This is a genomic window from Diaphorobacter sp. HDW4A (assembly GCF_011305995.1).
Classification (GTDB): domain Bacteria; phylum Pseudomonadota; class Gammaproteobacteria; order Burkholderiales; family Burkholderiaceae_C; genus Diaphorobacter_A.
Genome location: NZ_CP049910.1, coordinates 357,363 through 379,415 on the forward strand (window position 1 = coordinate 357,363; position 22,053 = coordinate 379,415).

The window sequence follows — 22,053 nt, forward strand, 5'->3', positions numbered from 1 at the left end:
GGCAGAAATGTGAAAATCCGAGAGATATCAGTCTTTTTTCTTTGTGCGGCTATAAGTCTGCTGCAAGACTGACATCGTGCCGGACTTGCGACCATACGCAATGGCTGTGATGCGGTATGCCACGCGAGGTTTGAGATTCAGATCCAGACTGTTGGAGCTGACATTGGTCATCAAGTTGGTGTTTCCGACTTCATCCACATACGGCATGATTTCAATCCAGTACCAACCACCTTTGTCGGCGGCAGTATCTTTCGTGGACTCAAGGAGTGGGTTGCGGTTGGAGCCTGTCTTGGCTCCCGTGTATTGGCCATAACGTGCACCGATGCCGTTTGCGGCCATTTGCTTCAATACGCTCGGGTCATTCCAGAAGTCTTGCGATTCTGTGCGCTTGAGGCAAATGCCATCCTTGCAAAAGAGTGGCACAACTCCAAGATCTGCCAGCAAAATGGAAGTCTCCTGAGCTTCCAGAGGAAACTTCAATGTGCTACCGGTGCGGCACACTGTTGCGGCGCTATCGGATGCGGGGAGGCATTCTTTTCCGTCTGAGGCATTGCCTTGAATATCCAGCTCTGCATCCTGCATCAATGCTTGGGCAGCTTCAAAGGCTCGCTGGTAGTCGGCATCATTGCCGACGATCATTTCGTTGAAGAGAGATGTTCTGGATGCCCAAAGCGCAAGCAGCATCGACAGCATGACGAAGATGATCACGATGAACAGCGTGACACCACGTTGCCGCGAGTGGGGTGTTTTTGTCTTGAATGGCATGAGTAGCTGACTCCAGTTGATCAGCCCAGCAGGCCTTGGCTGCGGATTTGATAAGTATTGCGAAACACCATGTGAATGCGGTTTGTGCGAGGCGCAGAAAGGGTAGTTATGTCGATACTTTTGCTTGTGCCGTCGTCGCCCGCGCAGTCGAAGTAAGAACTGGACGACGCAGGGGTTCCGATGATTTCAGATCCGTACATCACAATGCAAATTTCAACTGCAGTGATTTCTTTCCAGTTGCTCACATCGGCGGCCTTGACATACTGGATAAGCGGATCGCCGTAGGGCGCAGGTTCGGTTTGACGCAGATAGCGAACCCTGAAATTCGCCACGTTCTGTACCAGAGCTTGAGCCTCTCCGCTGCCGGCACATTCAAGTTCATTGGTTTTTTCGTTCAGGCGAAAACGGCTCTGAATAAGCGTGCTGCTGTTCTCTTGTCCAAGGCAGTTGCGAAGCATGGACTCTTCACTGGACTTGTTGTAGAGCTTCTCTGAATAGTTGCGAAAACCGGTTGTCAACGCATACTGGACCCCGGTGGGGTTGTCTATTCCCGAGAGTGTGTCAGTCGTCGGGTTGAATCCATCCACGGTGGTTTCAAAGGCCACACCCTCATAAGCATCGATGGCGTCACCTGAACTCTTGAGGGGAGCCAGGTTCAACCGTAGTGAACCGGCGTGACGCAATTGGGTGCCGATGATTCTGAAGGCGTAGGCAGATTGCTGCTGCAATTGGCTGACATCGCTGACTGTGCCAGACACGCTTCGCGAGGCCATAAGTGCTCCCATGGCGACTGCAACAGCCATGAGTCCAATCGCGATGCCGACCATCAACTCCAAAAGAGTGAAACCTGACTGACCCACACGGGCTGGGTAGCGTGCGTGTTGAAAGTGCTGGCGGTTCAATGCCTTTGGGGACGAAGCAGCGGTAGTAAGGGCTCTGTGCATACGAAAACAATCGCGCGGGTATGGACTGGAAAAATCTGAGCGATGGAGTTGCTCAACTGCTTGAGCAGAAGAACAAAGGGTCGCTCTCCTTGACTCGGTAGGGCGCACAACGCCCATTCAAAGAAATGAACTGCAGGTGGCAGGTTTTGTTCTTCTCGCAACTGACGGTGCTTGCGTCAAAAATGGTGTCTTTGAGACCCTTCAGGAAATCGGCTTTGTCACTGCCTTCGTTTTCACGCCAGCTGATCATGACTCCAAGTTCGCGGCGATTGTCACGCGAGCCTTTGGCTTCAGGCACAAAAACCGTTGCGTTTCCACCGGGCAGCAGCTGGCTTACGGAGGCTTTCCATTGCGCGATTTCGAATTTGGCAAATTCGGAGTTGTTGCAAGTGGTGGTGAGACAGTTTTTGGACGAAGTCGGTTTGTCGCCCCAAGAGGCGGCATAGCTGTCGATGTTGTGCATCGAGTTGGGGTTGACCTTCAGTCGTTCGCTGAAGTCTTCGATCAATCGAATCGCTTGAGCGCGGCGTACGCCGGTCTGTGTGTCACTCAAGGTCCGCATCTGAACACCCATTACGCCGAGAATGCCGAGCGCGATGATGAGAATGGCAATCAGCGCCTCGATCAGGGCAATGCCCTGCTGACGTTGTTTGGAGGAATATGTCAGCTGCATTGGGGTGGACCTGAGTGATACTTAACGGTTTTGAGTCTTCCGCCAGGAGTGAAACAGACTGCGATGGCGTTTTGGGAACCAACACCCACGCTGGATGGATAAACCAGGAAGCTATAGACGACGGTGGCATTGCTGCCACTACTGTCTTGCATCATTCCGTACCGATCGAACCGAATGCTCTGTCCTGAAGGCGTGACACTGATCTGAACATCCTTGGATGGCGGCACATCCTGCAGGCGAGGCTCTTTGGTCGTGTCGGCATCCATTGACCCATTTTTGTCCGTGTCGACAAAAACGTACCAGCCACAATCCCAGTCGGCCTCGGTTGCCGCATAGGTGCATCCGGCAGTACCTTGTGGCTTCTTCTGAATTCCGACGTTTCCTCCTCGCTTGATGGCTTCTGAGCGGGCCATGAACAGCGTTGATTGAAGCGATTCACTTGCCTGACGCACACGCCAGCGCTCAATGACAGGGACGAAGCTGGGGGCCGCAAGAGCGGTTAGGATTGCGAGAATGCCCACAACGACCATCAATTCGATGGCCGTGAATCCGTTAACGCGACGAGCGTGATGCCGCGGAGCGCTAGTTGGTCTTGACAATGCATTGGTGGTTTCTTGCATTGGGCTCATTCTAGGTATCAATGTTTTTTTGGGTATCTTATGTAATCCAGCGGTGGGATTGACGTGATGAACGGTGATCGATCTCATTGATGCGCGGCATTCCGGAGGCGCATTCTGAATAGTTCACCCGCGACAACATCATTGGATCGGTTCGCGCATCGGCTATGTAGGCGTCGCCGCCTTCGGGTGATTCTTACTTCAACGAGATGTCTTCCACGTGAAGCTCGAGCACTCAGTGAACGGGGACGGGGCACGGGCATGGACGTCGACGTGCGAGATAGGGATTCGAGATCGAGATCTCACACGACCCGCCTCGATCGTTGCCAATGAATTGCACCCGCTACCAGTGCTTTCTAACGCAATGTGAACATGCGTTAAAGCTCGTGTGTAGTTGCTTTGCGTGAGCGCGACAAAAGGGCCGTCGTGACACCCTCCGAATCCTAAAAGGATTGCAGGGAGGAATGTATGGCTCGATTGAACAACCCGCAACGGCCGCTGAGCGAATCATGTACGGCAACCCATCACGGAGGCCGGAAAAGCAGGAGTTTGGCTACCATCGTTCGCGCGCTGGGCATTGTCTATGTGCTGTGCGGTGGCCTGTCGGGGGCCCATGCCGCCGACTACTGGACGAACTTCCCGTCGAAGAGCGTCAAGGATCAAACGCAGGTGAGCGGCGTGTTGCAGGGAGACGATCTGCTAATCGATCAGGTGGACGCCCGCACCACCATCTTTCTGACGCAAACCACCACAGCATGGCAAGTCTCTAGCGCAGGACAGTACCCTGACACGCTGCTTGTGCGCGCTCCGGCAGGAGGCGCCACGGCCGCTGATCCATCCAAGGCCGTCATCCATTTTGCTGCACCCGTGATCGACCCCATGATTGTCTTTTATAGTCTGGACAACACGGCGATAATGATGGCAAGCAACCTGAAGGCAGACGGCACTACTGCCGAAGTCAGCATCACCAGCATCGACAACCTCATGATCGACACCGCTACCGTATCGGTCTCGGGGCCTTCAGCCAGAGGCACCCAGCTCACGTTCGGCCAGTTCTTCAATGGCACGAATACTTCTCAGGACGGAGTCGGCATTCAGGTTGGCCTAAGCATCACGCCCGGCCCCATGGCGGATAGCGGCACGGTGACGACCGATGTCGGTGGCGTGGCCATCGCGGATATCCGCGCCAATGACGTACTTTTTGGAGCAAGCGGCATAGACGCATCTCCAGCAGGCAGCAATGCAATGGTGACGACGGTCGGTACTTGGCCCAACGGCATCACACTCGATCCGGCGACCGGTGCCGTCACGGTGGCTGCGGGCGTGGCGGTGGGGGACTACACCATGCAGTATTCGCGTCGCCGGGTTTTCCTGTGACAGGTGGTGCAGCTCCTGTGCCCGCCATGGGTTCGTTGGGTTTGGGTCTGACGCGTTGAGCGTGTGCCTTGCGGGGGGCTTGCGCGCAGGCGTCGCCGTGTGACGTCTGAAGTAAGCTGATCTAAAGGAGGCCGCGCGCAGCGAGGCTGTCTGAGTGATCTATAGTCCTTCGAATATTTGTGCCCGTCGCACCGCGTCGGGCGTTTCCATTTGTGGCAGGCGATGCTGCCGTCGCTTCGGAAGTCGCGGCAAACATCGCACACGCCGTATTCGAATGCGTGCTCAAGGGAAACACCGACGATTGGCGCAATCTGCGCCTAGTTGTCAGTCCTGTGCCAGGCGGCAATCCATCTGCGATGCGTGTGAGGCCGATTGCCAACGACGCGCTGGTATAAAAACTTCAAGTGCGGATGTTTTAAGGTGGGGTGCAGCATAGTCAGTCCACTCCCGCATGATTACGGCGCGCTTTTTCAGCATGTCCGCGCGCCGATATGCGGCCTCGGTTTTCGTGTCAATGCTGTGCGCAAGGCACAGCTCCACCGCATCGCGCGGGTGGTGCGTGGTTTCTCCGGCCCAATCTCTGAACGTCGAGCGGAAGCCGTGCGGCACGGCATCAAATGCATGCCGTCGCATCAGCGTGGTGAACGCCATATCGGAGAGTGGGCCGAGTCGGTTGGATGGAAACACATAGTCTTCATCATCTGTTGTGCCGTCCGCATTCTGGCGACGCGGCTGTGTGCGCAAGATGTTCATGGCTTGGCGCGAGAGGGGCACGCGGTGTTCCTTGCCTGCTTTCATGCGCTCGGCGGGCACGATCCAAAGGGCCACTTTCAAATCCACCTCCGCCCAGCGCATGCCGCGTACTTCGCCTGATCGTGAGGCAGTGAGGATCAGGAATTGCAAGGCGCGCGCGGATTGGCCTTTGATGGCGGCGATGAGTCGAAACGCGGTGGGCAACTGACCGAACGGAATGGCGGCGTGATGCTGGACCGGCGCTACTTTGTCGGGGTTGGCCAGGATGTGCTCGAGCTGGCCGCGCCATCGCGCTGGATTGGTACCGGTGCGGTGGCCGTGAGCGGTGGCCCAATCAAGGATTTGCTCGATCCGGCCGCGCAGGCGCGTGGCGGTTTCGGTCTTGGTCTTCCAGATGGGGGAGAGGGCGCGCAGAACATGCGCTTGCTCGATCTCGGATACGTTCAGCTTGCCGAACTGCGGATAGGCATAGGTGGCCAAGGTGGCGCGCCACTGCTGGACGTGCTTGAGGTTCTTCCAAGTGGTTTCATGCTCGAGCACAAACGCTTCGCCTGCTTCGGCAAAAGTGAGCTGCATCGCATGGGCCGTGCGGGCAGCTTCGCGTTCCTTCTGTCGAGACGTGATCGGGTCGGCGCCTGAGTTGCGCACTTGCATGGCGGCTCGTGCAGCCTCGCGCGCAGCGGCCAGGCCTACCGATGGATAGCTGCCGAGGCCCATGCGGCGACGCTGGCGCAGATGGACAAACCGATAGACCCATACGCGCGAGCCGCCGATGACCTGAAGGTATAGGCCAGACACGCCACCAACGGCATAGGCCCCGTCGTCCCGTAAACGCGAGACTTCTATGGCTGTCATTTCGAGGATGCGCCTACCCATGGCAAATCTTATAGGCCATCCTATAGGCCATAAAAATTTGACTAGGCGATGAATTCGGGCTGAATGCCAATCGCGGAAGTACTGTATATATCATCATATATTACAGCGTAATACGTTGATTTATATGGGTCAATCGCCTTCGAGTGGACGTAAAAAAAGCGCCTAAAAAAGCGCTTGTTTTATCGTCCTGGCGGAGGCTGTGAGATTCGAACTCACGGAAGGGTCACCCCTTCGGCAGTTTTCAAGACTGCTGGTTTAAACCGCTCACCCAAACCTCCTGAGCCTTATATTCTACACAATTGCCGGTGGCCCTTGAGCGATGCTTGGAGAGGTCGGTATCGGGGGCAATGCCAACAATCAGCGGCCGAGCTCCTTGGCGCTCTGGCCAGCGATGCCCCAGTTTTCCTTAGGAACGTCGTGGATCCATACGCGCACGTTGGAGGGAGGGGCGCCTATGGCGTCGACGAGGGCTTGGGTGACTTTTTCGATCACGGCCTTTTTCTGTTCTTCGGTGCGGCCTTCGATCATGTAGATTTGTGCGAATGGCATGGGTAGTCCTTGTCTTTTGTGTGACGGGTTGGGTCGGTGGCTGTCGCTATTCGGCCTTGATGCCGGTGCGGCGGATCAAATTGCCGAAGCGCTGGTTTTCTGATCGCATGAAGGCCGCGAACTGCGCGGGATCTGTGGTGCGTAGGTTGGCGGCGATGTGGTCGAAGGTGGTCTGGACCTCGGCGCTTTTTGCGCCGGTGGCCCATGCGGTGGCCAGGCGCTGGAGGATGGGCTGTGGTGTGGCTGCAGGGGCGACCAGGCCGAACCAGGTTTCGATGGCGAAGCCGGGGTAGCCGGATTCCGCGACGGTAGGCACTTGCGGCAGCGCCCCGGCGCGCTGTGGCGACGTGATCGCGATGGCGCGCAGCTTGCCGGCCTGGATGTGCTGCAGCGTAGTGGCGAGCGAGCTTTCCATGCTCATCATGATCGTGCCCGAGAGCAGGTCGGGCACGATCTGGCTTGAGCCCCTGTAGGGCACGTGGGTGAGCTGGATGCCGGTGAAGGACTGCAGCAGCTCGGCTGCGAGGTGGTTGCTTGTGCCTATGCCCGAGGTGGCGTAGTTGAGTTGGCCCGGATGGGCCTTGGCGTAGGTGATCAGGCCGTTGAGATCGGTGAACGGCGCGCCTGGATGCACGACGAGCGCGCAGGGTGTGGTGCCGACCAGCGAGATAGGCGCGAAGTCCTTCTCGGCGTTGAAGGGAAGGTTGGCGTAGAGGTGCGGCGCGATGGCCAGGCTGCTGATGGCGGCGAGGCCGATGGTGTAGCCGTCCGGCGCGGCTTTGGCGACGGCATCGGTGCCGATGTTGCCGCCCGCACCGGCCTTGTTTTCGACGATGCAGGATTGGCCGAGCTGCTCGCCCATGGCCTTTGCGGCGATGCGGCCCATCACATCGGTGGGGCCGCCGGGAGGGAACGGCACGATCATGCGCACGGGGCGTGCGGGATAGGGCGCCGCTGTCTGAGCGTGTGCGATGTCTCCGATCACGGCGATGGTGGCAGCGGCCATGAAGTGGCGGCGTTGCATGGCTTGTCTCCTTGCGTTGTTGACGGCTTCGATCAGGCAAAACGCAGTGTGATGCTGCCCATGCCCTGCACGCGCAGGCAGACGTTGTCTCCCGGCGCGACGGCCACGGCTTCGGTGATGCCGCCAGAGAGAATCAGCGCGCCTGCGGGGATCTCTTCACCGCGTTTGCCGAGGTGGTTGGCGAGCATGGCGATGGCCGATGCGGGGTGGCCGAGCACGGCGGCTCCGGCGCCTAGCGCTGCGGGCTGGCCGTTCTTCTCGAGCACGATTCCGACGGTGCGCAGGTCCACCGATTCGGGGCGCTGGGCCTGGCCGCCGACGACGAAGCGCGCGGCGGAGGTGTTGTCGGCGACGACGCTCTTGAGGTCGAACTTGAAGTCGCGGTAGCGGCTGTCGATGACCTCGATGCCGGGCAGCACGAAGTCGGTAGCGGCCAACACGTCGGCGATGTTGCAACCCGGGCCTTTGAGTGCGCGCTTCATCACGAAGGCGATCTCGGGTTCGATCTTGGGATGAATGAGTTCGCTGACCTGCACGGTGCTGCCCTCAGGCACGCTGAAGTAGTCGGCGAGGAAGCCGAACACCGGCGACTCCACGCCCATCTGCTTCATCTTGGCGTGCGAGGTGAGGCCCGCCTTGTAGCCGATGATGCGCGCACCGCGTGCGAGCTTGCGCGCGCGGATGCTGTCCTGGATCGCGTAGGCGTCGTCCCAGTCCATGTCGGGGTATTCGTCGGTGATCTTGGGGGTGTCGCGGGCTTCGAGCTCGCAGGTTTCGAGGTGCTCCGCGAGCAGGGCGATGGTCTTTGCATCGAGTGGCATGGGATAAGTCTCCAAACTTGTCTTCAGATCTTCAGATCTTCAGATCTTCTAAACTTCAAATGAAACGGACCGAGCAGCCGCCGATGCCGCCGATGGTCACGCGCAGGTTGTCTCCGGCCTTCACCGGCACCATGGCGGCGAGCGATCCCGAAAGCACGACCTCGCCCGCTTCGAGCGCGATGCCGTGTGCGCCCAGCGTGTTGGCGAGCCAGGCGACCGCGTTGGCGGGGTGGCCGAGCGCCGCCGCGCCCGCGCCGGTGGCGACGATCTCGCCGTTCTTCTCGAGCACCATGCCGCAGGTGCCGAGGTCCACATCGCGCGGTTCGACAAGGCGGTCGCCGAGCACAAAGACGCCGCAGCTCGCGTTGTCGGCCACGGTGTCCTGGATCTTGATCTTCCAGTCGCGGATGCGCGAGTCGACGATCTCGAAGCAGGCCATCACGCCTTCTGTCGCGGCGATCACGTCGGCGGCGGTCACGCCCGGGCCTTTGAGCGACTTCTTGAGCACGAAGGCGACCTCGCCCTCTGCTTTGGGCTGGATGAGCGTGGCGGCGGGCACGGGCTCGCCCTCGTTGTAGACCATGCCGTCGGTGAGCCAGCCGAAGTCGGGCTGGAACACGCCGAGCATGTCCATCACGGCTTTGGATGTGACGCCGATCTTCTTGCCGATCACGCGCTCGCCCGCAGCGATCCGGCGTGCAAGCATGTGCTGCTGGATGGCGTAGGCGTCGTCTAGCCCCAAGTCGGGGTGGCGCGTGGACAGTGGCTCGATCATCTGGCGGTTGGTGAGCGCGTCGTACAGCTCATCGCCCAGTTGTTGAAGAGGAATGTGTGTGCTCATGGGTCAGCCTTAGTGAGATTCCGGTTCCGGTTCGGCGAGAAAGTCACCCACCAGTCTGGCGAAGCGCGCGGCGTGCTCGATCTGCGTCCAGTGTCCGCAGTGGCCGTAGACATGCAGTTGTGAGCGCGCGATCCAGTTGGCGAGCGTGATGGAGTTGGATAGCGGGATGACGTGATCCTCGCGGCCGTGCACGATCAGCGTCTCGTGCGGGATGCGGTGGATGTCTGCCTCGCTGCTCGCGAGCGCATCTACCCAGCGCTGGCGCGGTGTGGGGAACATCGCCGAAAAAGATTCCTGAAAGCCCGGACGGATGCTGGCCTCGTAGCGCAACTGGGCAAGCTCGTCGTTCACCAGTCGGCGGTTGTGCGCGAAGATGTCGAGCAGCTTGCGCATGGCTTCGAATGAGGGCTCATAACCCCACACCGCATCGAGGCCTGGCGTGATCGGAAACGGCACGCCGACGCTGCCCATGAGCACAAGTCGGCGCACGCGTTCGGGATGGCGGATGGCGAGTGCGAGCGCCAGCCCGCCACCGAACGAGTTGCCCACCAGATCGGCGCGTTCGATCTTGAGCGCATCGAGCAGGCCCACGGCCTGGTGCACCCACGCGTCCATGCCGTAGGTGAAGTTCGGGGGGCGCGCGCTGTAGCCAAAGCCCACCATGTCGGGCGCGATCACGCGGGCGCGCTCGGCGAGCGCGGGCATCACCAACCGCCAGTTGGCCCATGCGGAAACGCCGGGGCCAGAACCGTGGATCATCAGCACTGGGTCGCCTCGCCCCACGTCGTGGTAGTTGGTGCGGATGCCTGCGGCGCTGATGCTGTGAGCGATTTCGGGGTTGCGCTCCATCACCAGCTCAGAGCTTGATGCAGACATTCTTCAGCTCCGTATAGAACTCCAGCGAATGCACGCCGCCCTCGCGACCAATACCCGATTGCTTGCTGCCGCCGAACGGCGTGCGCAGGTCGCGCAGAAACCAGCTGTTGACCCAGGAGATGCCCACCTTCATGCGTTGCGCGATGCGGTGCGCGCGGGACACGTCGCGCGTCCAGATCGCGCAGGCAAGGCCGTAGACGTTGTCGTTGGCTTTGGTGACGACCTCGTTCTCGCTGTCGAACGGCATGATGTGGCAGCAGGGGCCGAAGATCTCTTCCTTCATCACGCGGGCGTTGTCGGAGAGGCCGGTCCAGATCGTCGGCTGGATCCACGAGCCGCCCGCATACTGCGCGCCCATGTCGGGCACGCCGCCACCGGTCACCACCTTCGCGCCTTCCTCGACGGCGAGGCGGTAGTACGACAGCACCTTGTCCTGGTGCTCCTTGCTGATCAGTGGGCCGAGCTGGGTGTCGGCATCTTCGGGCACGCCGATCTTCCAGCCCTCGACCTGCTTCTTCAGCTCGGCCACGAAGCGCTCGAAGATCGGGCGCTCGACATACACGCGCTCGGTGCCGAGGCAGACCTGGCCGCTGTTGACGAAGGCCGAGCGCAGCGTGCCTTCGATGGCCGCGTCGAAGTCGCAGTCGGCGAACACCATGGCCGCATTCTTGCCGCCCATCTCCATGCTCACCGGGCGCGCGCCCTTGGCGGCGGCCTTCATGATGGCCTCGCCGGTGCGGGTCTCGCCGGTGAAGGTGATGGCGTCGACATAGGGATGCGTGGTGACGAACTCGCCTGCCGAATCGGGGCCAAAGCCGTGCACCACGTTGTACACGCCGGACGGAATGCCGACCTCGTTCATCACCTCGCCTAGCAGCGCGGCGGTCTGTGGTGTTTCTTCCGAGGGCTTGATCACCACGGTGTTGCCGCAGGCCAGCGCTGGGCCGACCTTCCAGGTCATCAGCAGCAGCGGCAGATTCCACGGGCAGATCACGCCGACCACGCCGACGGGTGTGCGGTAACCATAGTTGATCGCGCCGCGCCCGTCGGGCGTGCTCATCTCGAAGAATTCGGTGGGCACGTTCTTCACCACGTCGGCAAAGATCTTGAAGTTGGCCGCGCCGCGCGGAATGTCGATGTGGCTTGCGAGGCTGCGCGGTTTGCCGGTGTCGGCGCATTCCGCGGCGAGGAATTCTTCGAAGCGGCGGTTGATGCCATCGGCCAGCGCGTAGAGCTTTTCCACACGCTCGGTCACGGTCATGCGGCCCCAGGGGCCGTCGAGCGCGGCGCGTGCGGCGGCCACGGCAGCGTTCACCTGTTCGCGGTTGGCTTCGTGCACCTTGGCGATGGCTTCGCCGGTCAACGGGGAATGCTTGTCGAAGGTGCGGCCGGAAGCGACGTACTCGCCGTTGATGAAGTTTCTGATTTCTTTCATGATGTTCTCTCTCTTTCCTGGTTGTTGTCAGATGGACAGGCCCAATTCGGCAAGACCCGCCTGCGCGATGCCTGTGTCCTGGGCTTCGCTTCCACCGGAAACGCCGATGCCGCCGATGCGCTCACCGCGCTCGACCATTGGCAGGCCACCGCCAAAGCCCACGAAGCGTGGGCGCAGCACCAGGCCTCGCCGCACGGCTTCGGAATGGCTTTGCAGCGCTTCTTGCCACTGGCCTGTGGGCAGGCCAAAACTGGCCGCTGTGTAGGCCTTGTCGATGGCGATGTCGATGGAGTGCAGCGGCGCACCAGCCATGCGCGCGAAGGCCGCTGGCACGCCGGATGCGTCCACCACCGACACGTTCACGCGCACTCCCAGCTGCGTGGCATGGCGGATGGCGGCCTGCACGGCGCGCAGCGCGGCGTTCGCGTCGATCACTCGTTGCGTCACGCTGTAGAGGTTGGCGTCTGCGCTGTGATTCGGGTTCTGCATGGCTGATTCCTCTCTTGCTTCTTTCGGTCAGAACGCCTTCACCAGCGTGAAGCGCGCGAGCGTTCCCTTGGGGTAGGCTCCGGTTCCTGCCTCGGCGCGCACTTCTTTGTAGAGAGCCCCCTTGAGGAACACGCCCGCGCTCAGGATCGGATAGACCAGCTCGGCGCCGATGGCGTGGCGCGATGAGCGGTCGCGGCTTGCGCCGACGCCGCTGTCGTCGCTCACCTGCCACTGGCTGTAGCCGACCACGCCCGCCTGCACGGTGCCGAAGTTCTTGGCCACGCCCCATTCGAGCGAGATCTGGTTGCCGTGTCGGAAGCCCGCGTCGTTTTTGCCGTTGCGCTCGAAGCGCATCAGGCCCGATGCGGAGACCGTTTTCGCTGTGTCGAAGTAGTAGGTCGCGCCGCCCGTCAGCATGGTGCTCTTGAAGCCCTTGCCGGCCGATGCGGGGTGGCTGGTGCTCGCGTTGTCGAGCCAGATGCCGGCAGCGGCCACGGCATCCCACTGCGCGCCATGCCAGCCGAGCACCAGTGGGCCGACGTAGATGTCGCCGAGACCGCTGCGGCTGTCGGAGACACCGGCCGCGTTGATGGTGAGCGACGTGCGCATCACCGGCACGATGGCCTCCATGCCATAGTCGGCGCCGAGCAGTTTGGTGCCCGTCATCCAGACGAAGCGGTTGGCGAGCGCGGTGACGGTGCCCCGGTTGTGGCCGGGCAGGTTGTCGCTGCTGCCAGGAGCCCGGAAGCTGTTGATGTCGTAGTTGACCAGATAGCCGAGGTAGTACATGCCGGGCGGCGGTGCGCTTGCGGCCTGGATGCCTTCGACCCCGGGCACGTAGTGGCCCTCGGCTTGGGCTGCGACTGGCAACAGCGCTGCCAGCGCAGCCGCTGCGACTGCGTGGTGGATCTTCTTCATGGGTGGATGCTCCTTGTGTCTTTCTTTGTTTTCCCTTGTTTTCTCGACGCTGCGGATCAGGTGTAGACGTCGGTGAAGGAGGCGACCAGATCACCCGTGTGATAGAAGATCGCGGAGCCGAGCTGGTCCTCGGTCCAGGTGGTCACCGGCCGGTCGCGCTGCGCGAGATAGCCGAGGCCCGCGAAGGTTTCGTTGCGGTTGCCGCTCGGGTCGAAGAAATAGATGGTCTCGCCGCGCGTGATGCCGTGGCGTGTGGGCGCGACATCGATGCGTACCTTGTTCTTGGCCATCACGTCAGCCGACTTCAGCACGTCGTGCCACGAGTCGAGGAAGTAGGCGATGTGGTGCAGGCCGCTGCGCGGACCGCCGACGAAGGCGATGTCGTGCGGTGTTGTGGTCACGGCCAGCCAGGTGGCGGCCTGTATGTTGCCCTCAGGGCCGACCAGCACCTGCTCGGTCAGGAAGAAATCAAGGCATTCGGCCATGAAGCGGGTGTTTTCCTCGACCGTGTTGATGCCCGCCTCGGGATTCATCTCACACATCAGCAGAATGTGGTCGAGCCAGTGCACGCCGGAGCCGCGAATGTCGTCCGGCCATGGGTCGGGATTGGTGCTGCCCACGTCGGTGCCCACCAGTTCCTTGTGTGCGTAGAGGCGGTAATCGTGGCCGCTCGGCAGGTTGAATTTGAGCATGCGGCCGGTCGATGGCAGCGTGCCTTCGGGCAGCATCTCGGTGGCGATGCCAAAGGCTTCGATGCGCTTCTGGAAGGCTTCGAGATCGCTGTCCTTCTCGACCTTGTAGGCAACATGGTTCAGGCCCGCCTTGTCGCTGGGCGTGAGGATCAGCGAGAACTTGTCCCACTCGTCCCAGCACTTGAGATAGACGTTGCCCGACTTGTCCTGCATGACGGTTTTCAGGCCGAGCACCTTCTCGTAGTGGTTCACGGCGGCGGCCATGTCCATCACTCTGATGCTTGCGTGTCCGATGCGTAGTACTCCCATTGCTTGTCTCCTTGGTTGTGGTCAGGTGGTTGGTGATTGATTGGCGGGATCCATGGACGCTGACTTGGCGTCCAACTTGTTGAGAACGATCTTGTTGTCGTCCTTGCAGGATTTGGAAAACGGGCGCGCAAGCCGCGCACTTACTTCGAGGCACACGGCCTCGGCAGGGGCAACACGGCAGGCGAGGGTGTAGCCTGCGGCCTCTTCCTCTGCACTCACATGGGCGCGGCTCACGGGCCCGAGCTGGCTCACCGAGCCCTCAACGACTCGCACCTTGCAGACGCCGCAGCCGCCGTTCACGCAGCCCACCGGAATGCCCTTGCGGCCCAGGCGCAGCATGCCCTTGAGCAGGCTTTCGTTGCTGTGGCAGTCGTAGCGTTCGTCGGTGAGCGTGACGTGCACGCTGTGCTTTGGGGTGGTGTTCAGGGTCCACATGGCGATGTCTCTGCTTCGCTCACACGCGCTTGAACAACGGGCTGCGCGTGCCCTGTGCATCGGCGGCCGAGATGAATTTCTCGGTGTAGATGTCGCGCTCGAAGAGGCGTCCCTGCATCAGCGTGGCGATGCAGGCCTCGACCATCGGCGGGGGGCCGCAGAGGTAAGCCTTGCGCCCCGAGAAGTTGCCCGCGAAGTGCTCGCGCGCCGCCTCATGCACGAAGCCGCGTGCACCGTCCCAACCCGTGCTGACGTCCGCATCGCCCGAGATCGCAGGGATGTAGGTGAAGTGCGGATGCTGCGTGGCGAGCGCACGGAACTCGTCGTCGTAGTACAGCTCCTCGCGGCTGCGCTGGCCGTAGATCAGCGTGATCGGCTGATTGCAGTCGCGCGCCAGCAGCTCCTGAATCATCGCGCGCGGGCTAGAGAGGCCCGAGCCACCGGCCATGAAGACCATGGGTTGGGCAGCCGAGTGGCGCACGAAGAAGCGGCCATACGGGCCCGCGATGTCGATCCGCTCACCCGCCTTCAAAGCCTCGTGCAGCCACGTGGTTCCGGCGCCGCCGGGCACCTGGCGCACGTTGAGCTCGATCTCGCTTGCGAAGCCCTTTGTATCGGGCGCGTTGGCGATGGAGAACGCGCGGCTCTGGCCCAGCGACGGAATCCGCACTTGCACATACTGTCCCGCCTGGTACTGCATGGGCTTGTCGAGTTGGAGGTGCAACGCCTTGATCGTCGGTGTGAGCTGTTCGATGCGCGTGACCGTCGCGCAGAAGTCGCGCACCGGGATGATCAGCGCGTCGGGCTCGTCCTCGATATCGGCCTCGATGGTGGTGTCCGCCTGCAGCGTGGCGCAGCAGGCGAGCGTCTTTCCATCGTCGCGCTCCATGTCCATCAGCGCGAACGGGTTGGCCGCGCCGTGGTCCACTTCGCCGTCGCAGACCTGCACCTTGCAGGTTCCGCAGAGCCCATGCCCGCAGGCATGGGGAATGTAGATACCCTGGCGCAACGCGGCGTCGAGCAGGGTCTGGCCTTCTTCCACCTCGATGGTGGCGCCGAGCGGCTCCAGTGTGAGTTGAAAGCTCATGATGTCGGCTCAGGCGAACGAGCCCGCGATGCCCGTGAGGCCAGGCGTGCGAAAGCGGATCACGTCCTTGTGGCCAAGGCCGTTGTCGGCCAGTGAGCGGGCCGGATCGGGCTGCCATGGCTCGCCCGACTTGAACCACTCGACCGTGCTCCAGTCGATGCGCGCGAAGTCCGGGTGCGCGCCGAACACGCCGGGCAGAACGGCCTGCGAGAGCGCACCGAATGGCGTCTCGGCGGGCAACGGCAGGCACACGGGCGAGCAGAACATCTGGTGGTCTTCCCAGCCAATGTAGAGCAGCGGTGCGGGAAAGTTCTCGCGGCGGTCCTTGGCTTTGAAGGTGTAGGGGTAGAGTGCCTTGACGCTCATGTCGCGCCCCCTTCCTTGGCTGCATTGCTGGGAGAATCGCCGCGCCATGCGGCAAAGTTCTTCTGGTCTTCCGAACCTTCGAAATCGAAGTTGTCGCGACCCACGTTGATGCCATACCAGTCGAGCACGGCGGCCAGTGGTTCAAAGCCCTCAGCGGTGGGATCGGTGCCTTCCTTGAAGCAGTGGCCCTGGTAGATCTGGTGCACCGGCAGCCAGGACTGCACGTACTTCTCGGGCTCGTCGTCGAACACATGTTTGCAGCCGTCGCTGCAGAAGTGGTACCTGTCGCCGAGATAGGTCGATTCGCGGTAGCAGATCTTGGTCGGGTCGCCGGGCTCGGTGAACACCATCGGGATCTGGCAGGTGGTGCAGAGCATCGGCAGCGTCGTGTTGTAGAAACGCTTGCCCGCCTGCTGCTCGCGGCGGAAATGTTCGAGGCGCGGGCGGTAGAGCTGGTCGAAGCTCGTCGGATACTTTTCCGACAGCCATTTCAGTTCTTCGTCTTCGGGCACCCAGGTGTGGAACGGTGCAGCGGCCGCGTAGTTGTAGAAGGTGTTCCACGCCTGATGGCTGATGTGGTCCTTGCCCTCGCAGGCCTCCTTCCAACCGGCGGGCTCGCGGATGCCGTAGCGCGCGAGGTCGCGGAACAGTGCGCCGCCGTTTTCCTCGGCATACATCTCCCACGCTTCCTTCCAGCTCATCACGCGCTTGGGCAGCATGTAGTCCTGCATCATGCCAACCAGCGTGAGCAGGCGGTAGCCGCGCCAGAACCACTTGTCGATCCACTTCTGCACGATAGGCACGTTGCCGGGGTCTTGCTCAAGCATGAACTTGATGCACTCGATGCCGAGCGTCATGTGCCGTGATTCATCGCTCTGGGCGGAGAAGCCGAAGGTCACCGTGGAGAGGTCACCGTTGTGCGCAGCGCCCGACATGAAGGGCACGAACAGCAGATTGGTGAGCACGTATTCGAACGAGAAGCTCACGGCGGTGAGGAACTCAAACGGGCCCGCTGTCATCGCGTCTTCGAAGAACGACTTGGGCACTGACAGGAACCACACGCGGTCGTACCACTGCGTGGCGTTGTGCATGCCGTTGAAGTACTTGTTGTAGTGGCTGATTGCGTGCGTCTCGGTCTGGAAGTGGCGCAGCTCGTCGATGGACTGCATCTGCGCCGCCACGCGGGCACCCGCGCCGGTGAAGTGGCGGCCCACGTGCGCGAAGCCCCGGTGCGCGCCGTATTCGAGCGGCGTAACGCCTTGGATGAAGAGCTTGAGCGCGTTGATGTAGCGCGCATCGGTCACGCCGAGCTGGCCGTTGTTCTGCGCGAAGGCCTCGATCACGGCGTAGAGCTTCTTTTCCTTCTCGCCCTGATACTTCCAGTAGGCGTCCATGGTCAGGCGGAACGGGTCTTCCCACTTGTCCCAGTCGTGGATCTTGATGCCCTCGTATTTGTCGTAGGGGAACACCTTGTCCATCGGCTGGTAGGTGGTGTCCCAGGCGAGGCCGCGCGTCATTGCGGTGTAGCGTTCCTTGAGGCCCAGTTTCTTCTTGATCACGGGGGTGTCCATGATGTCTCCTTGGCGTGTGTTGATTCAGCGGGGGTGAGGTGAGAGTTCGGTAAGATTGCGGGTGGCCGATCAACGGCCCCAGCTCAGCGAGAACTCGTCGTCGTCTTCATCGACATGGCCCGAAAGCGTGACCAGGTTGATCTGCAGCTGCTGAAGGTTGTAGGGCTGGCCGGTGTTTTCTTCGATGCGCTCGCGGCGGATCACGAGGCGCTCGGGGCAGTCGATCTTTACGAGGCCGGGTGTGTATGCCGCCGTGGCCTCGGCGTTGTCGGCAAGCACCGCTTCGATGACGGGGCGCGATTCCTCGTTGTCCTGAAAGGCGATGAACACCTTGGAGCGCGGCTGCGTGCTGTTTTGTGCGGTCATGGTGTGGTTTGTCTCCGTGGCGGGTGGGGCTCAGACGTCGAGCCCGGCTTTGCGGGCGCGGGCTTCGAGAGCAGTCTTCACATCGGCGAGGGCGCGCTCGGCGTCGTCACCCAGCGCGAGTGCGGCGATGGGGGCGAGCGCACTGGCGGCGCGCTCCACGTAGCGGCTGTACCAGCCTGAGAGCAGCGTGCGGTTGTGCTCGGATTCGGCCGCCGCAACTTTGACCACGGCATCAATCCAGCGCGCGGACTCGGTGTGCCACTCGGGGATGAAATTGGTCAGCATCGCCACGGCCGTGCCGCCCTTCACTGCGAGGTGATCGTCTACATACTGGGTGAACAGCAGCGGGTAGAGCAGACCGTCGAGTGCGAGGTTCTGCGCGATGAACAGCTCCACCGGATCGAGCACCACGAGGCTGTCTTCCACATACTGGCGCAGTGGCTGCCATGCTTTGACCTGCAGCCAGTCGTTCCTGCCGGCCTCAAGCGCGCCGGGCTCTTCGAGCGTGAGGCCGAGGCGCGTGAGGTATTGCGCTACGCCGAGCTGGTCCATCGCATGGAACATCGCAGGCGCGGTGAACGCCGTGCCGTAGCCACGCGAGCAGATCTGGCAGTTGTTCATGTTGCCGCCGAAGGCCACGTGGCGCAATGGCAGGAGCACGGTGCAGACTTGGGCACGCAGCGCATCGCTCATTTTCTGTGCGAGCTGGCGCGATTCGACGAACTGGTAATTGGCCTCCATGGCGTCCTGCTGGCGGGCGCGTGCCATGGTCCATGATGCGTAGTAGAACTGGCGCGGATCGCGCAGCGCATACCAGTCATTCATCACGATGGCCGTGCGGCGCTTGTCATACAGCTCGAAGCCTTGCTCCCACGTCGGCTTGTAGTGGAAGTGCTCTGCGGGCTGTGCGCCCAGCATGGCTTCCAAGTAGCGCGATGCCGGTTTGTCGCCGGTGTGCGCTGCAACGCGGGCGAAAGTCTGGCGCTGCGGCTGTATCTCGCGCGCCTGCAGTTCGATGTTCATGGGCCTTGTCTCCTGTGGTTAGTAGATGGATGGCGGGGCGGCTTCAGGTGCCTTGCGGAACGGGTATTTGTTGTCTGCTGCAGAACTGCTCGAAGTCGGCTCGGGTCATCATCAGTTCGACCACCAGTTCGGGCCAGCCCACCGAGAATTCGAATTCGATGAATCCGTTGGCACGGCGGCGCAGCACGTTTACGCTGCGCTGCGTGAGATCCACCTTGGGCAGGTCCAGTCGTTCGGCTGTGGTGTTCGATTCATCCATTGCGCACTCCTTGCAGGTCGGTGCTCATGGGTTTGCACGCTGCGTGCCAAGAATTGGATTTATCGATAAAACACGGGTTAGTCCCTAGGGTTTGACGTGTGTCTGTCGTGAGGCGGACACTTTCCCCGGCTGACTTTGCATTGAATGCGTCGCGTGGGTGTCTATTGCTGCGCCGCAGCATGATCAATTGGTGAATCGGGGTTTCATCACGTGATGAATTGATCACTTTGAGAGGCGGGCACGGGTCAGCCCGAATAGGCAAGGAGGACTGTTTTATCGATAGTTATGACATGTCCCATTCGATACCTCCCTTGCCGCCGGATGCCGATTTGCGTAGTCTGGTGCGCTTCTCTACCGACGACGGCCTGATCTGGCTGTCCGGGCAGCGCATGCTGCTGATGCACTCCGCGTCGCTCATGGAGCTGCGCAAGGAGTTGATGAACACGCTTGGCCCCGGACACACGCGGCGTGTGCTCATGCGTGGTGGTTACGCGGCGGGCGAACGCGATGCGCTGCTGGCACGGCAGATACGGCCCAACGGCAGCCTGTTCGAAATGTTCGCGGTGGGGCCACAACTGCACCGGCTCGAAGGTGCGGTGCGCGCGACGCCGCTGGTCTTCGATGTGGACGAGGAGGCGGGACGTCTGCGCTGTGAGGTGCGTTGGGAGCACAGTTGGGAGGCCGAGTCACAGGTGCGCGAGTGGGGCCCGCAAAGCGAGCCTGCGTGCTGGATGCTGCTGGGCTATGCATCCGGTTATTCAAGTGCCTTCTTTCGCAAGCAGGTGCTGTTCAAGGAGCTGCAATGCGAGGCATGTGGACACTCGCATTGCCTCATCGAAGGGCGCTTTGTTCACGAGTGGCCCGATGGCGAACAGCTCGCGCGCGACTATCTTCCGGACTCGATGCTGGTACGTCTGGACGAGCTGCAATCGCAGGTTGAGGCACTGCGCACGCGGCTGCAACCCCAAGATGCGCAGGGGCCGCTGCTGGGTCAGTCGCGCGCCTTCCAGTCGGCCGTGGAACTGCTGCGCAAGGCAGCGCCCACGCAAGTCACGGTGCTGCTGACGGGGGAGACCGGCGTGGGCAAGGAACGCTTTGCGAGCGCGCTGCACGCGATGAGCCCGCGCGCGGACAAGCCCTTCGTCGCGGTGAACTGCGCGGCGCTGCCCGATGAGCTCATCGAAAGCGAATTGTTCGGCGCGGAGAAGGGTGCTTTCACCGGCGCGAACGCCACCCGCATCGGCCGCTTCGAGCGCGCCAATGGTGGCACGCTGATGCTTGATGAACTCGGCGAAATGCCGCTGCCCGCGCAGGCCAAGCTGCTGCGAGTGCTGCAGACCGGCGAGATCGAACGCCTTGGCGGCGCTAAGCCGATCAAGGTCGACGTGCGCGTGGTGGCTGCTACCAATGTGGATCTCGAAAAGGCCGTGGAGCAGGGGCGATTTCGCGCCGATCTGCTGTATCGGCTGAACGTCTATCCGATCCGCATTCCCGCGTTGCGCGAGCGGGTGGATGACATCGAATCGCTTGCCATGCATCTGTTGCAGAAGTTCTCGGCCCTACATGGCACGCGTGTGGCGGGGTTGACCGACAGGGCGATTGCAGCGCTGCGCAGTCATCGCTGGCCCGGCAATGTGCGCGAGCTGGAAAATCTGATGGAGCGCGGCCTGATCCTCTCGTCCGCTGACGAGTTGATCGACGTGACCGCGCTGTTCCCCCAGTGGAGCGACGCGGGCCAAAGTTCGGTGAACGCGCAGGGCTTTTTGTGCAGCGATGAACAGACGTCCACGCAAAGCGAGAAGAAGGCTGGCGCAACCGACTTCTACGACGCCATGCTCAACCAGGGATTGACGCTGGATGGGCTCGAAGATCGATTGCTTCAGGAGTCCGTGCGCCGCGCGGGCGGAAATCTTGCGGCAGCCGCGCGCGCACTTGGCATGACGCGACCACAATTGAGCTACAGGCTTTCACGTACGCGTGATCGCACGCCACAGCAAAAGAGGGAGTGAGAGGGAATGGCCAAACGCCCATATATTCAAGTCGCGTCGATGCAGGAGACTGACGGCTTCATTGGCAGCGACGATACCTCGCGCACCTTGACCGAGCAGACCTATGCCGAATTGCGCACCGACATCATCGAGGGGCGCCTGCTGCCCGGCAGCAAGCTGCGCGTGGAGCATCTACGCCAGACCTATGCCGTGGGCGCGGGCACGCTGCGCGAGGCGCTTACGCGGCTGGTGAGCGACGCGCTGGTTTCGGCGGAAGGGCAGCGCGGCTTTCGCGTCTCGCCGATTGCCATTGATGATCTCGAAGACCTCACGCGGCTGCGGGTGCACATCGAGACCAACGCGTTGCGCGAATCGATACGCCATGGCGACGACGCATGGCGTGCGCGGCTGCGTGCAAGCTACGAAGAATTGGCCGCCGTGGAGCAGCCGCTCACGCGCGCCAATCGCGGACGCTGGGAAGCGCTGAACCTGCGCTTTCACGAAACCCTGCTCGACGGTCGTCCGTCGCCTTGGGCGCGCAAGGTGCTCAAGCTGCTGTCGCGACATATCGAGCGTTATCGCTCGTTCGCCATCGAACTGCCGGGTGCCGTGCGTGATGTGCACGCCGAGCACACGGAGATCTTCGAGCTCGCCATGTCCGGCCATGACGCACGCGCGGCGCTCGCTCTCGAGGCCCACATCTGCGCGACGCCGCACGAACTGCTCAAGGCGCTGCGCGAGGGGCGGATGGTGCTTCCAGCGGCTGAGGCTTGATGAGTCCTCTGCGCAGGTCCGCCTGGCAGTTTTGTATGGACGGTTGATTCTTCTTCGATGAATGAAAATTCCGTAGTTCACAATATTCTGATTATGCTTGCGAATATTCAATGGGCTGTTTGCAAGAAATGACATTGGCGGAGTCAAATAATCTGGCAGGTTAATTTAACCCACTGTTTGTCTCAAGGCTTTATATATATATTGAGGAGGTTCACTATGGATTAT

24 protein-coding genes and 1 tRNA gene are annotated in these 22,053 nt (G+C 61.4%); 3 read left to right on the top strand and 22 right to left on the bottom strand.

Annotated features, from left to right (window positions below; all coding sequences use genetic code 11):
- Window positions 1–27: 27 nt before the first annotated feature.
- Genes G7047_RS01615 through G7047_RS01630 form a run of 4 tightly spaced genes read right to left on the bottom strand, consistent with a single transcriptional unit; the run spans window position 28 to window position 3,002 of the window.
- A complete protein-coding gene (locus G7047_RS01615) occupies window positions 28–765 on the bottom strand; it encodes a PilX N-terminal domain-containing pilus assembly protein (protein ID WP_166300100.1) in 738 nt (245 codons plus the stop codon).
- 20 nt (window positions 766–785) lie between these two features.
- On the bottom strand, window positions 786–1,709 hold the full coding sequence (locus G7047_RS01620; protein ID WP_166300102.1) for a PilW family protein: 924 nt from the start codon (window positions 1,707–1,709) through the stop codon (window positions 786–788).
- Between the two features lie 52 nt (window positions 1,710–1,761).
- Window positions 1,762–2,382 carry a type IV pilus modification protein PilV gene (pilV, locus tag G7047_RS01625; RefSeq protein WP_166300104.1) on the bottom strand — a complete coding sequence of 207 codons (621 nt, stop codon included), beginning with the start codon at window positions 2,380–2,382 and terminating at the stop codon, window positions 1,762–1,764.
- Window positions 2,373–3,002, bottom strand: a complete 630-nt coding sequence (locus G7047_RS01630; RefSeq protein WP_166300106.1) for a GspH/FimT family pseudopilin — start codon at window positions 3,000–3,002, stop codon at window positions 2,373–2,375. The genes pilV and G7047_RS01630 overlap by 10 nt, the downstream gene beginning before the upstream one ends.
- 546 nt (window positions 3,003–3,548) lie before the next feature.
- Between G7047_RS01630 and G7047_RS01635 the strand changes: the two genes are divergently transcribed.
- On the top strand, window positions 3,549–4,376 hold the full coding sequence (locus tag G7047_RS01635) for a hypothetical protein (protein WP_166300108.1): 828 nt from the start codon (window positions 3,549–3,551) through the stop codon (window positions 4,374–4,376).
- A 324-nt stretch (window positions 4,377–4,700) separates the two neighbouring features.
- Here G7047_RS01635 and G7047_RS01640 read toward each other — a convergent pair whose 3' ends face one another.
- The 18 genes from G7047_RS01640 to G7047_RS01725 form a co-directional block, all read right to left on the bottom strand.
- A complete protein-coding gene (locus G7047_RS01640; RefSeq protein ID WP_240939338.1) occupies window positions 4,701–5,984 on the bottom strand; it encodes a site-specific integrase in 1,284 nt (427 codons plus the stop codon).
- Window positions 5,985–6,193: 209 nt separating this feature from the next.
- Window positions 6,194–6,283, bottom strand: a tRNA-Ser gene (locus tag G7047_RS01645).
- Between the two features lie 79 nt (window positions 6,284–6,362).
- Window positions 6,363–6,554 (bottom strand): 2-hydroxymuconate tautomerase, encoded by a 192-nt coding sequence (locus G7047_RS01650; protein WP_166300112.1) that lies wholly within the window; start codon window positions 6,552–6,554, stop codon window positions 6,363–6,365.
- A 46-nt stretch (window positions 6,555–6,600) separates the two neighbouring features.
- Entirely contained in the window at window positions 6,601–7,578 is a 978-nt protein-coding gene (locus G7047_RS01655; RefSeq protein WP_166300114.1) for a tripartite tricarboxylate transporter substrate binding protein, read from the bottom strand.
- A gap of 32 nt (window positions 7,579–7,610) precedes the next feature.
- Entirely contained in the window at window positions 7,611–8,399 is a 789-nt protein-coding gene (dmpH, locus tag G7047_RS01660; protein ID WP_166300116.1) for a 2-oxo-3-hexenedioate decarboxylase, read from the bottom strand.
- Window positions 8,400–8,454: 55 nt separating this feature from the next.
- Entirely contained in the window at window positions 8,455–9,240 is a 786-nt protein-coding gene (dmpE, locus tag G7047_RS01665) for a 2-oxopent-4-enoate hydratase (RefSeq protein WP_166300118.1), read from the bottom strand.
- A gap of 9 nt (window positions 9,241–9,249) precedes the next feature.
- Window positions 9,250–10,116, bottom strand: a complete 867-nt coding sequence (locus tag G7047_RS01670) for an alpha/beta fold hydrolase (RefSeq protein ID WP_166300120.1) — start codon at window positions 10,114–10,116, stop codon at window positions 9,250–9,252.
- On the bottom strand, window positions 10,097–11,551 hold the full coding sequence (locus G7047_RS01675; protein WP_166300122.1) for a 2-hydroxymuconic semialdehyde dehydrogenase: 1,455 nt from the start codon (window positions 11,549–11,551) through the stop codon (window positions 10,097–10,099). Before G7047_RS01675 ends, G7047_RS01670 begins: the two co-directional genes overlap by 20 nt.
- A 27-nt stretch (window positions 11,552–11,578) precedes the next feature.
- Window positions 11,579–12,040, bottom strand: coding sequence for a heme-binding protein (locus G7047_RS01680; protein WP_166300124.1), 462 nt, complete (start codon window positions 12,038–12,040; stop codon window positions 11,579–11,581).
- Window positions 12,041–12,067: 27 nt separating this feature from the next.
- Window positions 12,068–12,958 carry a transporter gene (locus G7047_RS01685; RefSeq protein WP_166300126.1) on the bottom strand — a complete coding sequence of 297 codons (891 nt, stop codon included), beginning with the start codon at window positions 12,956–12,958 and terminating at the stop codon, window positions 12,068–12,070.
- A 56-nt stretch (window positions 12,959–13,014) separates the two neighbouring features.
- Window positions 13,015–13,959: a catechol 2,3-dioxygenase gene (locus G7047_RS01690; RefSeq protein ID WP_166300128.1), complete on the bottom strand. Its 945-nt coding sequence runs from the start codon at window positions 13,957–13,959 to the stop codon at window positions 13,015–13,017.
- A gap of 21 nt (window positions 13,960–13,980) precedes the next feature.
- Window positions 13,981–14,394, bottom strand: a complete 414-nt coding sequence (locus tag G7047_RS01695; protein WP_166300130.1) for a 2Fe-2S iron-sulfur cluster binding domain-containing protein — start codon at window positions 14,392–14,394, stop codon at window positions 13,981–13,983.
- A 19-nt stretch (window positions 14,395–14,413) separates the two neighbouring features.
- Complete coding sequence (locus G7047_RS01700; protein WP_166300132.1) at window positions 14,414–15,481, bottom strand: NADH:ubiquinone reductase (Na(+)-transporting) subunit F; 1,068 nt, start codon at window positions 15,479–15,481, stop codon at window positions 14,414–14,416.
- Window positions 15,482–15,490: 9 nt separating this feature from the next.
- Window positions 15,491–15,847 carry a phenol hydroxylase subunit P4 gene (locus G7047_RS01705; RefSeq protein ID WP_166300134.1) on the bottom strand — a complete coding sequence of 119 codons (357 nt, stop codon included), beginning with the start codon at window positions 15,845–15,847 and terminating at the stop codon, window positions 15,491–15,493.
- Window positions 15,844–17,418: an aromatic/alkene/methane monooxygenase hydroxylase/oxygenase subunit alpha gene (locus G7047_RS01710; RefSeq protein WP_166300136.1), complete on the bottom strand. Its 1,575-nt coding sequence runs from the start codon at window positions 17,416–17,418 to the stop codon at window positions 15,844–15,846. Before G7047_RS01710 ends, G7047_RS01705 begins: the two co-directional genes overlap by 4 nt.
- A 69-nt stretch (window positions 17,419–17,487) precedes the next feature.
- On the bottom strand, window positions 17,488–17,784 hold the full coding sequence (locus tag G7047_RS01715; RefSeq protein ID WP_166300138.1) for an MmoB/DmpM family protein: 297 nt from the start codon (window positions 17,782–17,784) through the stop codon (window positions 17,488–17,490).
- A gap of 30 nt (window positions 17,785–17,814) precedes the next feature.
- Entirely contained in the window at window positions 17,815–18,807 is a 993-nt protein-coding gene (locus tag G7047_RS01720; RefSeq protein WP_166300140.1) for a phenol hydroxylase, read from the bottom strand.
- 43 nt (window positions 18,808–18,850) lie between these two features.
- On the bottom strand, window positions 18,851–19,066 hold the full coding sequence (locus G7047_RS01725) for a phenol hydroxylase subunit (RefSeq protein WP_166300142.1): 216 nt from the start codon (window positions 19,064–19,066) through the stop codon (window positions 18,851–18,853).
- A gap of 290 nt (window positions 19,067–19,356) precedes the next feature.
- On the opposite strand from G7047_RS01725, the gene G7047_RS01730 reads away from it, so the two are divergent.
- Together G7047_RS01730 and G7047_RS01735 are read left to right on the top strand one after the other, a co-directional pair.
- The gene (locus G7047_RS01730; protein WP_166300144.1) at window positions 19,357–21,075 is read left to right on the top strand and encodes a sigma-54-dependent Fis family transcriptional regulator; all 1,719 of its coding nucleotides are present in this window, start codon (window positions 19,357–19,359) and stop codon (window positions 21,073–21,075) included.
- Window positions 21,076–21,114: 39 nt separating this feature from the next.
- Window positions 21,115–21,828: a GntR family transcriptional regulator gene (locus tag G7047_RS01735; RefSeq protein WP_371813911.1), complete on the top strand. Its 714-nt coding sequence runs from the start codon at window positions 21,115–21,117 to the stop codon at window positions 21,826–21,828.
- Window positions 21,829–22,053 lie beyond the last annotated feature (225 nt).

What these genes read in the sequence shown, in the direction of transcription:
- dmpH (WP_166300116.1), bottom strand. Translation starts at nt 8,399, where the DNA reads ATGCCACTCGATGCAAAGACCATCGCCCTGCTCGCGGAGCACCTCGAA.
- G7047_RS01620 (WP_166300102.1), bottom strand. Translation starts at nt 1,709, where the DNA reads ATGCACAGAGCCCTTACTACCGCTGCTTCGTCCCCAAAGGCATTGAAC.
- G7047_RS01690 (WP_166300128.1), bottom strand. Translation starts at nt 13,959, where the DNA reads ATGGGAGTACTACGCATCGGACACGCAAGCATCAGAGTGATGGACATG.
- G7047_RS01730 (WP_166300144.1), top strand. Translation starts at nt 19,357, where the DNA reads ATGTCCCATTCGATACCTCCCTTGCCGCCGGATGCCGATTTGCGTAGT.
- G7047_RS01710 (WP_166300136.1), bottom strand. Translation starts at nt 17,418, where the DNA reads ATGGACACCCCCGTGATCAAGAAGAAACTGGGCCTCAAGGAACGCTAC.
- G7047_RS01630 (WP_166300106.1), bottom strand. Translation starts at nt 3,002, where the DNA reads ATGCAAGAAACCACCAATGCATTGTCAAGACCAACTAGCGCTCCGCGG.
- G7047_RS01675 (WP_166300122.1), bottom strand. Translation starts at nt 11,551, where the DNA reads ATGAAAGAAATCAGAAACTTCATCAACGGCGAGTACGTCGCTTCCGGC.
- G7047_RS01705 (WP_166300134.1), bottom strand. Translation starts at nt 15,847, where the DNA reads ATGAGCGTCAAGGCACTCTACCCCTACACCTTCAAAGCCAAGGACCGC.
- G7047_RS01720 (WP_166300140.1), bottom strand. Translation starts at nt 18,807, where the DNA reads ATGAACATCGAACTGCAGGCGCGCGAGATACAGCCGCAGCGCCAGACT.
- G7047_RS01725 (WP_166300142.1), bottom strand. Translation starts at nt 19,066, where the DNA reads ATGGATGAATCGAACACCACAGCCGAACGACTGGACCTGCCCAAGGTG.
- G7047_RS01715 (WP_166300138.1), bottom strand. Translation starts at nt 17,784, where the DNA reads ATGACCGCACAAAACAGCACGCAGCCGCGCTCCAAGGTGTTCATCGCC.
- G7047_RS01650 (WP_166300112.1), bottom strand. Translation starts at nt 6,554, where the DNA reads ATGCCATTCGCACAAATCTACATGATCGAAGGCCGCACCGAAGAACAG.
- dmpE (WP_166300118.1), bottom strand. Translation starts at nt 9,240, where the DNA reads ATGAGCACACACATTCCTCTTCAACAACTGGGCGATGAGCTGTACGAC.
- G7047_RS01655 (WP_166300114.1), bottom strand. Translation starts at nt 7,578, where the DNA reads ATGCAACGCCGCCACTTCATGGCCGCTGCCACCATCGCCGTGATCGGA.
- G7047_RS01640 (WP_240939338.1), bottom strand. Translation starts at nt 5,984, where the DNA reads ATGACAGCCATAGAAGTCTCGCGTTTACGGGACGACGGGGCCTATGCC.
- G7047_RS01615 (WP_166300100.1), bottom strand. Translation starts at nt 765, where the DNA reads ATGCCATTCAAGACAAAAACACCCCACTCGCGGCAACGTGGTGTCACG.
- G7047_RS01700 (WP_166300132.1), bottom strand. Translation starts at nt 15,481, where the DNA reads ATGAGCTTTCAACTCACACTGGAGCCGCTCGGCGCCACCATCGAGGTG.
- G7047_RS01695 (WP_166300130.1), bottom strand. Translation starts at nt 14,394, where the DNA reads ATGTGGACCCTGAACACCACCCCAAAGCACAGCGTGCACGTCACGCTC.
- pilV (WP_166300104.1), bottom strand. Translation starts at nt 2,382, where the DNA reads ATGCAGCTGACATATTCCTCCAAACAACGTCAGCAGGGCATTGCCCTG.
- G7047_RS01685 (WP_166300126.1), bottom strand. Translation starts at nt 12,958, where the DNA reads ATGAAGAAGATCCACCACGCAGTCGCAGCGGCTGCGCTGGCAGCGCTG.
- G7047_RS01735 (WP_371813911.1), top strand. Translation starts at nt 21,115, where the DNA reads ATGCAGGAGACTGACGGCTTCATTGGCAGCGACGATACCTCGCGCACC.
- G7047_RS01680 (WP_166300124.1), bottom strand. Translation starts at nt 12,040, where the DNA reads ATGCAGAACCCGAATCACAGCGCAGACGCCAACCTCTACAGCGTGACG.
- G7047_RS01670 (WP_166300120.1), bottom strand. Translation starts at nt 10,116, where the DNA reads ATGTCTGCATCAAGCTCTGAGCTGGTGATGGAGCGCAACCCCGAAATC.